Source organism: Neorhizobium huautlense, assembly GCF_030811685.1.
Classification (GTDB): domain Bacteria; phylum Pseudomonadota; class Alphaproteobacteria; order Rhizobiales; family Rhizobiaceae; genus Neorhizobium; species Neorhizobium huautlense_A.
Genome location: NZ_JAUSRF010000012.1, coordinates 26,043 through 38,307, shown reverse-complemented (window position 1 = coordinate 38,307; position 12,265 = coordinate 26,043). Strand labels below are relative to the sequence as shown.

General features: G+C 60.0%; 17 protein-coding genes. 11 read left to right on the top strand and 6 right to left on the bottom strand.

The window, feature by feature from the left end; all coding sequences use genetic code 11:
• Positions 1 to 49: 49 nt before the first annotated feature.
• Positions 50 to 865: a glycosyltransferase gene (locus tag J2T09_RS17750; RefSeq protein WP_306837087.1), complete on the top strand. Its 816-nt coding sequence runs from the start codon at positions 50 to 52 to the stop codon at positions 863 to 865.
• Positions 862 to 1,797: an NAD-dependent epimerase/dehydratase family protein gene (locus J2T09_RS17745; RefSeq protein ID WP_306837085.1), complete on the top strand. Its 936-nt coding sequence runs from the start codon at positions 862 to 864 to the stop codon at positions 1,795 to 1,797. The genes J2T09_RS17750 and J2T09_RS17745 overlap by 4 nt, the downstream gene beginning before the upstream one ends.
• On the opposite strand, the gene J2T09_RS17740 is transcribed toward J2T09_RS17745, so the two are convergent.
• The 4 genes from J2T09_RS17740 to J2T09_RS17725 form a co-directional block, all read right to left on the bottom strand.
• Positions 1,794 to 2,147, bottom strand: coding sequence for a hypothetical protein (locus tag J2T09_RS17740; protein ID WP_306837083.1), 354 nt, complete (start codon positions 2,145 to 2,147; stop codon positions 1,794 to 1,796). The genes J2T09_RS17745 and J2T09_RS17740 overlap by 4 nt on opposite strands.
• Complete coding sequence (locus J2T09_RS17735) at positions 2,140 to 2,361, bottom strand: hypervirulence associated TUDOR domain-containing protein (RefSeq protein WP_306837081.1); 222 nt, start codon at positions 2,359 to 2,361, stop codon at positions 2,140 to 2,142. Before J2T09_RS17735 ends, J2T09_RS17740 begins: the two co-directional genes overlap by 8 nt.
• A gap of 87 nt (positions 2,362 to 2,448) precedes the next feature.
• The gene (locus tag J2T09_RS17730) at positions 2,449 to 3,450 is read right to left on the bottom strand and encodes an LLM class flavin-dependent oxidoreductase (RefSeq protein ID WP_306837079.1); all 1,002 of its coding nucleotides are present in this window, start codon (positions 3,448 to 3,450) and stop codon (positions 2,449 to 2,451) included.
• A 144-nt stretch (positions 3,451 to 3,594) separates the two neighbouring features.
• The gene (locus J2T09_RS17725) at positions 3,595 to 5,064 is read right to left on the bottom strand and encodes a hypothetical protein (protein ID WP_306837077.1); all 1,470 of its coding nucleotides are present in this window, start codon (positions 5,062 to 5,064) and stop codon (positions 3,595 to 3,597) included.
• Between the two features lie 171 nt (positions 5,065 to 5,235).
• On the opposite strand from J2T09_RS17725, the gene ruvC reads away from it, so the two are divergent.
• The 8 genes from ruvC (at position 5,236) to J2T09_RS17685 (ending at position 9,412) form a co-directional block, all read left to right on the top strand.
• Positions 5,236 to 5,745, top strand: a complete 510-nt coding sequence (ruvC, locus tag J2T09_RS17720) for a crossover junction endodeoxyribonuclease RuvC (protein WP_306837075.1) — start codon at positions 5,236 to 5,238, stop codon at positions 5,743 to 5,745.
• A gap of 66 nt (positions 5,746 to 5,811) precedes the next feature.
• On the top strand, positions 5,812 to 6,060 hold the full coding sequence (locus J2T09_RS17715; RefSeq protein ID WP_306837073.1) for an AbrB/MazE/SpoVT family DNA-binding domain-containing protein: 249 nt from the start codon (positions 5,812 to 5,814) through the stop codon (positions 6,058 to 6,060).
• Between the two features lie 4 nt (positions 6,061 to 6,064).
• Positions 6,065 to 6,496, top strand: coding sequence for a type II toxin-antitoxin system VapC family toxin (locus tag J2T09_RS17710; RefSeq protein ID WP_306837072.1), 432 nt, complete (start codon positions 6,065 to 6,067; stop codon positions 6,494 to 6,496).
• Entirely contained in the window at positions 6,493 to 7,107 is a 615-nt protein-coding gene (gene ruvA / locus J2T09_RS17705) for a Holliday junction branch migration protein RuvA (RefSeq protein WP_306837070.1), read from the top strand. Before J2T09_RS17710 ends, ruvA begins: the two co-directional genes overlap by 4 nt.
• A gap of 65 nt (positions 7,108 to 7,172) precedes the next feature.
• Entirely contained in the window at positions 7,173 to 7,460 is a 288-nt protein-coding gene (locus J2T09_RS17700) for an AbrB/MazE/SpoVT family DNA-binding domain-containing protein (RefSeq protein WP_306837068.1), read from the top strand.
• Positions 7,457 to 7,861 carry a PIN domain-containing protein gene (locus J2T09_RS17695; RefSeq protein WP_306837067.1) on the top strand — a complete coding sequence of 135 codons (405 nt, stop codon included), beginning with the start codon at positions 7,457 to 7,459 and terminating at the stop codon, positions 7,859 to 7,861. Before J2T09_RS17700 ends, J2T09_RS17695 begins: the two co-directional genes overlap by 4 nt.
• Entirely contained in the window at positions 7,858 to 8,898 is a 1,041-nt protein-coding gene (gene ruvB, locus J2T09_RS17690) for a Holliday junction branch migration DNA helicase RuvB (protein ID WP_306837065.1), read from the top strand. Before J2T09_RS17695 ends, ruvB begins: the two co-directional genes overlap by 4 nt.
• Complete coding sequence (locus J2T09_RS17685) at positions 8,891 to 9,412, top strand: NUDIX hydrolase (RefSeq protein WP_306837063.1); 522 nt, start codon at positions 8,891 to 8,893, stop codon at positions 9,410 to 9,412. The genes ruvB and J2T09_RS17685 overlap by 8 nt, the downstream gene beginning before the upstream one ends.
• Positions 9,413 to 9,611: 199 nt before the next feature.
• Here J2T09_RS17685 and J2T09_RS17680 read toward each other — a convergent pair whose 3' ends face one another.
• Positions 9,612 to 10,358 (bottom strand): YebC/PmpR family DNA-binding transcriptional regulator, encoded by a 747-nt coding sequence (locus J2T09_RS17680; RefSeq protein ID WP_306837061.1) that lies wholly within the window; start codon positions 10,356 to 10,358, stop codon positions 9,612 to 9,614.
• Positions 10,359 to 10,539: 181 nt separating this feature from the next.
• On the opposite strand from J2T09_RS17680, the gene J2T09_RS17675 reads away from it, so the two are divergent.
• Positions 10,540 to 11,043 carry a pyridoxamine 5'-phosphate oxidase family protein gene (locus tag J2T09_RS17675; RefSeq protein ID WP_306837060.1) on the top strand — a complete coding sequence of 168 codons (504 nt, stop codon included), beginning with the start codon at positions 10,540 to 10,542 and terminating at the stop codon, positions 11,041 to 11,043.
• Between the two features lie 208 nt (positions 11,044 to 11,251).
• Here the strand turns inward: J2T09_RS17675 and J2T09_RS17670 are convergent, their stop codons facing one another.
• A complete protein-coding gene (locus tag J2T09_RS17670; protein ID WP_306837058.1) occupies positions 11,252 to 12,136 on the bottom strand; it encodes an MBL fold metallo-hydrolase in 885 nt (294 codons plus the stop codon).
• Positions 12,137 to 12,265: the final 129 nt, after the last annotated feature.

The window sequence follows — 12,265 nt, the reverse complement described above, 5'->3', positions numbered from 1 at the left end:
AAGCCCGAGGATGACGACGGCGGCGTTATGAAGGAGCCATCGCCACACCATGAACCACGCCTTCGTCACGCTCGTCACCAATGCCGATTACGCCATGGGCGCAACCGCGCTCGCCCGCTCCATCCTGCGCACCGGCAGCGAAGCGGACATCGTCGTGCTGCATACGCAAGCGGTTGCCGATTTCGAACTGCTGACCTTGCGCGCGCTCGGCTGCCGACTAGTGATGGTCGAACACCTACCACTCTCCGATACCTTCAACGAACGCCATGCGCGAAAAAACCTGCATGGTGCCGCCCCTTTCAAAAAGGGCCGCAAGCCGGAATTTCACACGCCGCTCGACAATTTCTGCAAGCTGCGCCTGTGGCAGATGACGCAATACGAACGCATCGTTTTCATCGACGCCGATGCGCTGGTCCTCAAGAATATCGACAAGCTGTTTGCCTATCCTGAATTCTGCGCTGCGCCAAATGTCTATGAAGGGATTGGCGATTTCCATCGCATGAATTCCGGCGTGTTTGTCGCCAAACCATCGCTCGAAACATTTGACGCCATGCTGGAAGCGCTGGACGTGCCGGACGCCTTCTGGCGACGCACCGACCAGACCTTTCTCGAACACTTTTTTCCCGACTGGCACGGCCTGCCGGTGACGATGAACATGCTGCAATATGTGTGGTTCGCCATGCCGGAATTGTGGAATTGGAAGAGCATCGGCGTGCTGCATTACCAGTATGAAAAGCCGTGGGAGACGGATCATCCGAAGGCGGACAAACTGCGGCCTCTGATCGACCTGTGGCATGCTTTTCACGAAGGCCGCGAGGTGCCGGATATTTCGACGCTCGCGAACCCGACGGATCAGCCGAAATGAAGGTGCTGATCTCCGGCGGAACGGGGCTTGTCGGACGATATGTCGTTGATGGGTTGATTGGTGCCGGGCATGAGGTGACGTTGGGCGGCCGGTCCTTGCCGATCTCCCCTCAAGGGGGGAGATCATTGGGAGCAAACAGCGCTGGTGCAGACCAATCATCACGATCCTTCATTCCCCTCACCCTCGACCCCACACTGGACCAGCGCGAACAATTCGCCGACATCGATACCTTCATCCACCTCGCCTTCGACCACCTGCCCGGCCGTTATCGCGGCGGCGAAGGCAATGATCCGGCGCGGTTCAGACGTCTCAATCACGAAGGCAGCGTCAAGCTGTTCGAGGAAGCCAAGGCCGCCGGTGTCAAACGCTGCATCTTTCTTTCCAGCCGCGCGGTCTATGATGGCCTGCCACCCGGAACGGTACTGACAGAGGATATGCCCCTCTCGCCAGACAGTCTCTACGGCCGGATCAAGCGTGAGTCGGAACAGGCACTTGGCAACCTTTCTTCCAGCACTTTCATCACCACCAGCCTGCGCGCCACCGGCGTTTACGGCCATCATCGCCCCAACAAATGGGATGCAATGTTCGAAGATTTTCGCAATGGAAAGCCGGTCGCATCGCGGGCCGGCAGCGAAGTGCATGGTGACGATCTGGCGGCGGCAATGCTGCTGCTGATGGAACAGGATGCCGACACGGTGAACGGCAAAGCCTTCAACCTGTCCGACATCGTCACCGACACACACGAAATCCTGTCACTGTATGCACAGGAGACCGGCCTGTCGCATCCCCTGCCCGCACCGGCAGATCAAACATCGGTGAACGTGATGGACAAGACACGTCTCAAAACACTCGGCTGGCAACCGGGCGGGCGCGCACGACTTAAGCAGACAATGCGTGCCCTCGCTCAAACGAGCGGCTTTTTTCACCGCTAATGCGGGTTCACCGGCCTGCGTCTTCGCGACTGCCGCTGCCCTTCCACCCAAGTCTTGCCCGCATCGCCACCCCACATCAGCCACGCGACATAACCGGCCGACGGATCATCATCATTGCCGAAATTTCTGGCGCGCTTGTCGATGTTGTGACGGGCAAAAAAGGCCGCCATGCGCTTCATCACGTCATCCGACAACGGTTTGCGGTCCTGGAGATCACAGGCCCGCGCCACCCCCACCATCGTACCACCACGGTGAAATTTCTGCCGGAGCGCCAGCCCCTTGCGGGCGGCCTGCGACACCGGTTCGGGTGGAATATATTGCAGATTCGCGCGTCCCTGCCTGTCAGTCATGGGCGGGCCTCACTTCCGAGCGGCTTTTCAGAACCTTGCCGCCATCCTTCTGGCGGATCAGCAGCGCCGGCTCCTGGTTATCCGCCTTTCGCTTGATCACCTTGCCATTGATCTTGCAGCTGACATCATCAGTGAAGGTCTTCTCTACCTTGCCTTCGGCCTGATGGGCGCCCCAGGTCCATTCGACCTGGCTTCCGGCACGGAGTTTTTTCATCTTTCGCCTCCTTTCATTCTGGAGACGAAACAGGCCCCGGCCGGGATTGTTCCGACCGGGGCCTGACGAAGATGAGGCCTCGCTAAATCAATCGACGACTTTTTTCATCATCGAAAGACCGGCAAAAATCTCCACCGAGCGCAGCCGTGCATCGATATCGTGGATCGGCATGGAGACGATCAGTTCGTCCGCAGCGGTATCGGCAAGGAACGCACCCAACTGTTTTTCCAGCGTCGCAGCCGAACCGACGGCGGCGAAACGCAGCGTATGCTCGACATTGATCTGCTCGACTTGCGTCCAGTGGCCTTCCATGCTGTCCACAGGCTTCGGGAACTTGGTTCGGATATTCTTGCGCAGGTTGACGAACTGCTGCTGCGACGAGGTGAAATGGCGTTTCGCCTCCTCGTCGGTTTCCGCACCCACACCCATGACGCCGACCATGACATAAGGCTTGTCGAGCGTTGCGGACGGCTGGAACCGTTCACGATAGATATGCAGCGCCTCGAACAGCATGTCCGGGGCAAAATGCGAGGCAAAGGCATAAGGCAGGCCAAGCGCTGCCGCTAGATGCGCGCTGTAGACGCTGGAGCCGAGCAGCCAGACCGGCACATTCGATTCCACACCCGGAATGGCAAGGATAGCCTGGTTTTCCAGCGGCGAGCTGAAAAGGTGCTGCAGTTCGAGAATGTCGTTCGGGAAATTATCGACGCCGGCATCCATGTTGCGGCGAAGCGCCTGCGCGGTGCGCATGTCGGTGCCGGGCGCGCGGCCAAGGCCGAGATCGACACGGCCCGGAAACAGCGCTTCCAGCGTGCCGAACTGTTCGGCAATCACCAATGGCGAATGGTTGGGCAACATGATGCCGCCGGAGCCGATACGGATACGTTTGGTCGCCTGCCCGATATGGCCGATAACGACAGCCGTGGCCGCACTTGCAATGCCTGGCATGCCGTGATGTTCGGCCAGCCAGACGCGATTATACCCCTGATCCTCGGCCTTGATGGCCAGCCGGCGCGACTCGTCGAGAGCCTCGGTTGCTGTCTTGCCCTCGCCGATCGGCGAAAGGTCGAGAATGGAAAAAGGGATCATGATGAAATCCTGCTGGCGAACATGAAAATGCGGCGGACGATGATCCACCGCATCTCCCATGTAGGAAGCCATAGCGCAGATGCTAAGGCCCCCGAATTGATTTTCGACACAAGCCGGTGCCGAAAACACCGTCTTGCGCGGCGACTATTTGACGCGGCGAAGATAAGGTCGCGGGCCGGATGGCCGCGACGTGTTGGCAGGCGCCGGCATGGGCGGGAATGTCGGGAGCGACGGAACAGGCGGGTTGAACAGGCCAAGTTTCAGTTCCATGCGGCCGAGGCTGCGCGACAGGGCGCTCATGGCAAGCACCGTCTTTTCCACCACACCGGCATGGCCACGTGCGCCCGCTTCCAGTTCACGCGCCACCAGTTCGACCTCGCCGATGACAGTCGCATCCTCGTGGCCGGCGCGGGCAAGCATCGCCGCACGATCCTCGATGGCCTCCATCTGCTGGCCAAGCGCCTCTAGATCGCCTTGGGATTTTTCGATCGCCGCAGTCGCCGAATGTGCCTTGGCGACACCCGGCATGGTCATGCCCGAAAGCTTGCCGGCGGCCCGCGCCGCCCGATCGGCCAGTGCCCTCACCTCTTCCAGCAGGGTGGCGATATCCTTGCCCCCCTCAGCGGACTGAACAGCCGCAATGCCGAGGTTGAGCGAGGCAAAACCCGTATCGCGAAAGAGGTTATGAACTGTCTCGGCCGTTGCATTCACCTCGGCTGAGGTTTTGGCAGCGATATCGACGGCACTTTTGGCAGCCGTGACCGCCTGAGCACATTGCATGATTTCCGTGCGGACCCACGCCGTCAGCGCCGCCAGTTCCTGCGCTTCTCCAGCCCGCGCCGCCGCGCCATGAGCAAGCATGGAGGCAGAACGGCGCAGTTCCACGATGCCGCTGGCCTGATCGGCGCCTTGCTTGGCGAGTTCGGTGCTGGCTTCCAGCGCTATTCCTGTATCGCGAACGATCGCCGCATGGCTACCGTCACCGCCCAGATTTTCGATCATGCTTTCAGCCAGCATCACGGAAGCACGGTTGAAATGGATGCGCACCGGCTCCAATTCCGGCGGCATGGCCAGATCCAGCTGCAGGCCCAGTTCGCCATTGGCAAGACGGCGCAGACCGTCGGCAAGTTCGGCAACGGCGCCCTGGCGAACCTGGTCCTCCACCGTCTGCCTGAGCAGTTCCGTCGTCAGCCGTTCATCGATGCTGCGGCGATCCTGCCGTTCCTGCTCGGCGCGACGATTGCGCTCCGACAGAACATGCCGCAACCGATGGAGCGACCGGGTGGAGGCCGTCAGATCGCCGCTGGAGGCCAGCGGCAGGCCAAGACCCGGCGCGGGGTCACCACCACGGGCAACTTCCGCGCTGAGAGAGCGCACTGCGGTTTCCAGCCTGTCCATCGGTTCCTGCACCAGCCGGGCCAGGGCAATCAGAGCGGCAAGCGTTGCCAGCAATGCCCCGGCACCGAGAACCGGAAGCCACAACCCGCCCCCGGCATCCAGATCGATCGGGGCCGCATGCGCCATCATGGCGCCAACGGTCAGGGCATTGAGTATTAACAGAACGGAAAGGACCTGTACCGGCCGCGCCCGCAACTGCGTCACTATCGTCATCATGACCTCCTCCTCCCGCAGGTTCTGACGGGATTTATTTCAGCAACGACTTATATGCGCGCCAAGTTTCAAACGCCTTTGGAAGAGGATTAACCGGGCGTTAACAGGCTCCATGTTTTTGGTTTGTTCGCATTTCACTGGCCGCTTTTCGGCGGTCGCGATAGGATGGACGGCATGACACAGACGATTCGCATCATCGGCATCGATCCGGGGCTTCGCCGCTGCGGCTGGGGCGTCATCGAAACGCTCGGCAATTCGCTGCGCTTCGTGGCGTCCGGCACCGTAACCTCGGATGGCGACATGGATCTCGCCTCGCGCCTCTGCCAGCTGCATGACGGTTTGGCGGAAGTGGTGCACAGCTATCAGCCGCACGAAGCCGCCGTCGAACAGACTTTTGTCAACAAGGATGCGGTGGCGACGCTGAAGCTTGGTCAGGCGCGCGGCATTGCCATGCTGGTGCCCGCCCGCGCCGGACTGCCGGTTGCTGAATACGCACCGAACGCGGTGAAAAAATCCGTCATCGGCGTCGGCCACGGCGACAAGAAGCAGATCCACATGATGCTGAAGATCCTGATGCCCAAGGTGGAATTCAAGGGCAATGACGCGGCGGATGCGCTGGCCATCGCCATCTGCCACGCCCACAATCGCGGCGGCAACCGCATGCGGCAGGCTTTGGCGGGGTAGCCGGCGAGCAGTTTGTTCTTGACTTGTTCTACGTGGCTCGATAAGTAATACCTGAGAGGTATTACCATGCGCGTTACGGAAAAAGGTCAGGTTACCATCCCGAAGACCGTGCGATCCAACCTCGGAATCGAGGCTGGAAGCGAGGTCGAATTCGAGTTGCGCGATGGCGAGGCAGTGCTGCGGCGCGTCGAACCATCTCATGGGGAGCGCGAGCGACATATTCGCGAACTGACGGATCATCTTCGGCGTCATCAGGGCACGATGTCTCTCGGCGACCTCACGGGCGACGAATTCTATCGCTTGCTGAGGGACTGAGCCGATGGCAACGCTCGTGGACACAAATGTGCTGATCGACGTGTTCCACACGCCGAGTGCGTTTACCGAATGGTCGATGGCGCAGTTGGCGAATGCCGGCGCTGCCGGGCCGCTGTTTATCAATCCACTTATCTATGCGGAAATGGCCGCGGGATACACGACACGTGAAGAGGTGGACGCGGCACTCGCGACAAACCTTTTCCGTCGTGAGGATCTCCCTTGGGAAGCGGCATTTTCAGCCGGGCACGCCTTCCTTCAATATCGACGATCGGGCGGAGACCGGCGCTCGCCGCTGCCGGATTTCTATATCGGAGCGCATGCGATGATCAGGGGTTATCGCCTGCTCAGCCGCGATGTTTCAAAATACCGGACCTATTTTCCATTGCTGTCCATCATCGCACCCGACACCCACCCTCTTTCAGGACAAGCCACATGATCGGCAAGCTCAAAGGCACTATCGATGAAATCGGCGACGACCATGTGCTGATCGACGTGCATGGCGTCTGTTACGAAGCCTTCTGCTCGTCGCGAACGCTGTCGCGCATGAATGTCGGTGAAGCGGCGATCCTGTTCATCGAGACCTATGTGCGCGAAGACCAGCTGAAACTGTTCGGTTTCGTCTCGGCGCTGGAACGCGAATGGTTCAACCTCTTGCAGAGCGTGCAGGGCGTCGGCTCCAAGGTGGCGCTGGCAGTGCTCTCCACCCTCACCCCGTCGGAACTCGCCAACGCCATTGCGCTTCAGGACAAGACGGCGGTTTCGCGCGCGCCGGGCGTCGGGCCGAAAGTGGCGGTGCGGCTTGTCACCGAACTGAAGAACAAGGCGCCCGCCTTTGCTGGAGAGGCAGCCGGCACTATCGGCTTCAAGCAGGAACTCGGCGAAGGTGTCGCCTCCGCACCGGTTTCGGATGCGGTGTCCGCACTCACCAATCTCGGTTACTCGCGCGATCAGGCGGCCAATGCGGTGGCGGCGGCCATGAAGACGGCGGGCGAAGGGGCAGACAGCGCAAAACTGATCCGTCTGGGATTGAAGGAACTGGCGCGGTAAATCCGACAAATAGGCATCTGTCGGAAAATCTGTTATTCTTCGGAATACAGTGCAGGAGTTATCCAATGAAGGTGTGGGAAGCGACATTGTCGGCCAAGGGCCAGGTGACCATTCCAAAAGAGATGCGGGAAGCGCTCGACCTGCGGGCCGGCGATCAACTGATTTACAGCGTCGTGGATGGAGAAGTTATCCTCACGCCGAAGAATATCGACTTCAAGGATCTCGCTGGTCTTCTGGGCGACCCGCCGAATGGACCTGCCACGCTCGAGGAGATTGACGAAGCGGTGGTCAGTGCGGCAGGAGCCAATGTTCTTGATACCGATGCAGACGACAAGTCCGATGTCGCCGCATGAACATGCTCGGTCTCGATACCAACGTCGTCATCCGCTTGCTGACGAATGACGATCCGGCGCAAAGGCGCACGGCCTTGCGGTTTGCAGAGGGGCTCGGTGTTGATTACACCGCTTACCTGACGCTTGTCGGCATTGTCGAACTCGATTGGGCGCTGCGTTCACGGCTCGGTTTCTCCAGGCAGGCTTCCACGGCAGCCATTGGAAAATTGCTGCAAACCCGCGGTTTGGTGATCGAGCACCATGACCTTGTCGTGAAAGCATTGCGGTTGGCGACCACGGAGCGAGCCGATTTCGCCGACGCGCTCATCGCGGCCCGCTCACTCGATGCAGGCTGTGTATCGATCAAAACCTTCGACCAAAAGGCCGCCAATCGCGTGCCCGGAATGGAACTGCTCGCATGACCGATGACACCCGCCTCATCTCGCCGGAAAAGCGGGGCGAAGACCTCGATACCGCATTGCGCCCGCAGTCGCTGGACGAATTCACCGGACAGGCGGAAGCCCGCGCCAACCTGAAGATCTTTATCGAAGCGGCGAAAAACCGTGGCGAGGCGCTGGATCACGTCCTGTTCGTCGGCCCGCCGGGTCTCGGCAAAACGACGCTGGCGCAGATCATGGCCAAGGAACTCGGCGTCAATTTCCGCTCCACGTCCGGCCCCGTCATTGCCAAGGCGGGTGATCTGGCGGCCCTTCTGACCAATCTCGAAGAGCGCGACGTCCTCTTCATCGACGAAATCCACCGCCTCAATCCGGCCGTCGAGGAAATCCTCTATCCGGCCATGGAGGATTTTCAGCTCGACCTCATCATCGGCGAAGGCCCGGCGGCGCGTTCGGTGAAGATCGACCTGTCGAAATTCACGCTGGTCGCCGCCACCACCCGTATCGGCCTCTTGACCACGCCGCTGCGCGACCGTTTCGGCATTCCGGTGCGGTTGTCCTTTTATACGGTCGAAGAGCTGGAAGGCATCGTGCGCCGTGGCGCCCGGCTGATGGGCCTCAACATGACCGATGACGGCGCCCGCGAAATCGCCCGCCGTGCGCGTGGCACGCCGCGCATCGCCGGCCGCCTGCTGCGCCGTGTGCGCGACTTTGCCGAGGTGGCACGTGCGGAAGCGGTGACCAAGGAAATCGCTGATGAGGCACTGGTGCGCCTCAATGTCGACCACGCCGGCTTCGACCAGCTCGACAAACGCTATCTCAACATGATCGCGGTCAACTTTGCCGGCGGCCCCGTCGGCATCGAGACCATCGCCGCCGGCCTGTCGGAACCGCGCGATGCGATCGAGGACATTATCGAGCCCTACATGATCCAGCAGGGGTTTATCCAGCGCACCCCGCGCGGCCGCGTGCTGACCGCCAATGCCTGGAAACATCTGGGCCTGCAACCGCCGAAGGAAATGGAAGCGGCGCAGTTTCGCATGAGCCTTGAAGATGAGTAGGAAAAGCCAAGACCTGCGCATCCGAAAAAAATTCAAGCCCGGCCGTCTGTTCCAGATGCGCATCGCCGGGCTGGCGTTTCGAAACGGCCATGTTCTGGTGCACCGCGCCGTGCACGAAACGTTTTGGACCTTTCCGGGCGGCCGCGCCGAAATGGGCGAAACCTCAGAGGAAACCCTTGCCCGCGAAATGGTCGAGGAACTCGGCGTCACCGCGCAAATCGGCCCGCTGCTCTGGGTCGTGGAAAACTTTTTCCATTACGAGGAAAAGGACTGGCACGAACTCGGCTTCTATTACCGCATGGACCTGCCGGAGAGCTTTCCTTTCCATCCAGGCGATATCGTCCACCGAGTCATCGATACGCATGAACTCGAATTCAAATGGGTGAAAGCCACCACCGAAAGCCTGAAGGCACTGGATATCCCGCCCTATTTTATCGCTGACGAAATCGAGACCCTGCCGACATCACCACGCCATGTCGTCTGGCGGGATGGCGATCTGGATGTAAAGGCCTGAGACGTAAAACGGGGCCGAAGGGCCCCGTTTTACACATATGGTGACAAGTCCGGAGACCATTGATTTCGTCATCCTCGGCCTTGTGCCGAGGATCTAACCACGTCGATCATATCCGGCTTTTGCAGATCCTCGGGACAAGCCCGAGGATGACGACCGAGAGCTTTCGGATCTCCAACAATCGCTTGAACGTTCAGACAAATCAGGCCGAAAGCTTGGCCATGACTTCGTCGGAAACTTCGAAGTTGGAATAGACGCTCTGCACGTCATCGTCGTCTTCCAGCGTCTCGATCAGTTTCATGATCGAACGCGCCTTGTCTTCGTCGACTTCGATCGTGTTCTGGGCTTTCCAGATCGCCTTGATGGTTTCGGCTTCGCCGAGCACGCCTTCCAGCGCCTTGGACACTTCGTTCATGTCCTCGAAACCGCAATAGATCGTGTGGCCATCTTCGTCCGAAACAACGTCATCGGCGCCGGCTTCGATCGCCGCTTCCATGACCTTGTCCGCATCGCCGACAGAAGCCTTGTAGGTGATTTCGCCGACGTGATCGAAGGAGAAAGACACCGAACCGGTTTCGCCGAGTGCGCCGCCGGCCTTGGAAAAGGTCGAGCGCACGCTCGATGCGGTACGGTTGCGGTTGTCGGTCAGCGCTTCGACGATAACAGCCGTGCCGCCCGGGCCGTAACCTTCGTAACGGATCGCGTCATAGGTCTCGGCATCGGCGCCCGATGCCTTCTTGATGGCGCGGTCGATATTGTCCTTCGGCATGGACTGCGCCTTGGCGTTCTGCACTGCCAGACGAAGTGCCGCGTTCATGGCCGGGTCGGGCAGACCCGTCTTTGCGGCAACCGTGATTTCGCGCGCGAGCTTGGAGAACATCTTGGAACGGATACCGTCCTGCTTGCCCTTGCGGTGCATGATGTTCTTGAACTGTGAATGGCCAGCCATGGCACCCCTGCATCATTTGTAATGGAATGGCCGCCTTATAGTTTCGATGGCGCTGCTGTTCAAGGGGGCTGGATCGGCACGGCCCGTCGCCTTTCCCGGCCTTTTTCGAGGAACAAAGCCGCCGCCAACGTCGTTTTTGGCTGCGAACCGAAAAATGATCCCGACCAAGAGGAGAATACCGATGGCAAGCCTGACCGAAGCACGCGAAGCCCCCGCCCGCCAGCTCTGGGACGAGATCGCCGAAATCCATGCCGGCATGCTCGGCATCGAGGGTGCGTATGGCCACATGCAGCCGATGGCGCCGCATCCCGACCCGAAAACCAACACGATCTGGTTCTTCACCAAGACCGATACGGATCTGGCGCAATCGATCAAGCCCGGCACGCGCGGCCATTTCTGCGTGGTCGGCAAGAACCACGATTATCATGCGAGCCTCGGCGGCACGCTGGAGCTTCGCCACGACCCGGCAAAGATCGATGAATACTGGAGCAGCGTTACCGCTGCCTGGTATGAAGACGGCAAGGCCGATCCGAAACTGACGATGATTGCCATGCATGTGGATGACGCCGACATCTGGGCCTCCACCGACAGCAAGCTGAAATTCGGCTGGGAAATCGCCAAGGCGAATTATTCGGACGAAAAAATGCCGGAAGTGGGCGTGAAGCAGCATCTGGCGTTTGCGTAAGCCGCAGGTTTTGGTGAGAGCGAAAACGGAAGCTGCGAACGGGAGTTCGCGGCTTTTTTTTTGCCTTAAGACGGGAAAATGGCCTCACATCCGTCATCCTTGGGCTTGTCCCAAGGATCTAACCACGCCGATAATGAAGCTCAGCAGATCCTCGGCACAAGGCCGAGGATGACGGCGGAGAGAGTAGAGGACGCCGCCAGCCCTCTTCTCACAGCCCCTTCGGCACCAAAATCGTCGACTTCTTCGGCAGGCTGCGCATCGACACCGAAATCACGTCATCCTTTGCATAAGCGATGTCGAATTTCGTATCGAACATGGCGAGAAACGCATCAAGCGGCGGCCCGAACCGGTGCATGGGCAGAATCAGCGATGAGCGCAGCCGCTGCACCACCCGGCTCATGCTGTCGCCTCCCATGGTCAGTCCGCCATCCACCGGCACCATCAGCACGTCGAGCCGGCCGATCTCCGTATATTGCTGTTCGTTCAATTCGAAATGCAGATGGCCGAGATGGCCGATACACAGACCCGCCACTTCGAAGATGAAGATGGAATTGCCGTTTTCCTCGATGCCGCCGCCCCAGTTGCGGATATCGGAAACGACATTACGGATATAGGCATCGCCGACCATGACATTGTGCTGTGCCTTTTCACCGGGCACATCGCTCCAACCCGGCAGAACGGTCTCTATGCCGGGATCGGGCGTCAATGTGTAATGGGTGGAATGCGCCCGGTTCATGGTGATCACGTCCGGCAGGCGATAGGGTTGGTGCACGCCGCTGTAATCCGTGGCGATGCCGATGCCGCCGGGCGTTTCGATAAAATAGGTGGAATGGCCGACAAAGGTGATTTTCACCTGTTCCTTGTCCGCCATCGCCAGGCCCTTGCCGGCCTGTGCCTTCAAGATCGGCAGAGGCGTGGATGGGGTAAAATTGGCGTAGGTCGCACGCGGCACCGCTTGAGCGATCGCCTGGCACTGGCTGACCGGAAGGCCATCGCCGCCGCCGCGCGGCTGGATCGGCGATTGCGCCAATGCCGGGTTTGCGGCAGCCGTGACCGCCATGGAAAGAACGAATGCGACAGTCCGCAGCATCATGCCACTCCCCGCTCGGTTCTGCCGCATTGCGCGGCTGTCCATGCAGGAAAGATGCTGGAAGCGTGACGGCCGGTCCAGCCGGTTATGACAGGGCGATCGTCACGTTTTAGTCATTGCAGTCAGACGCCG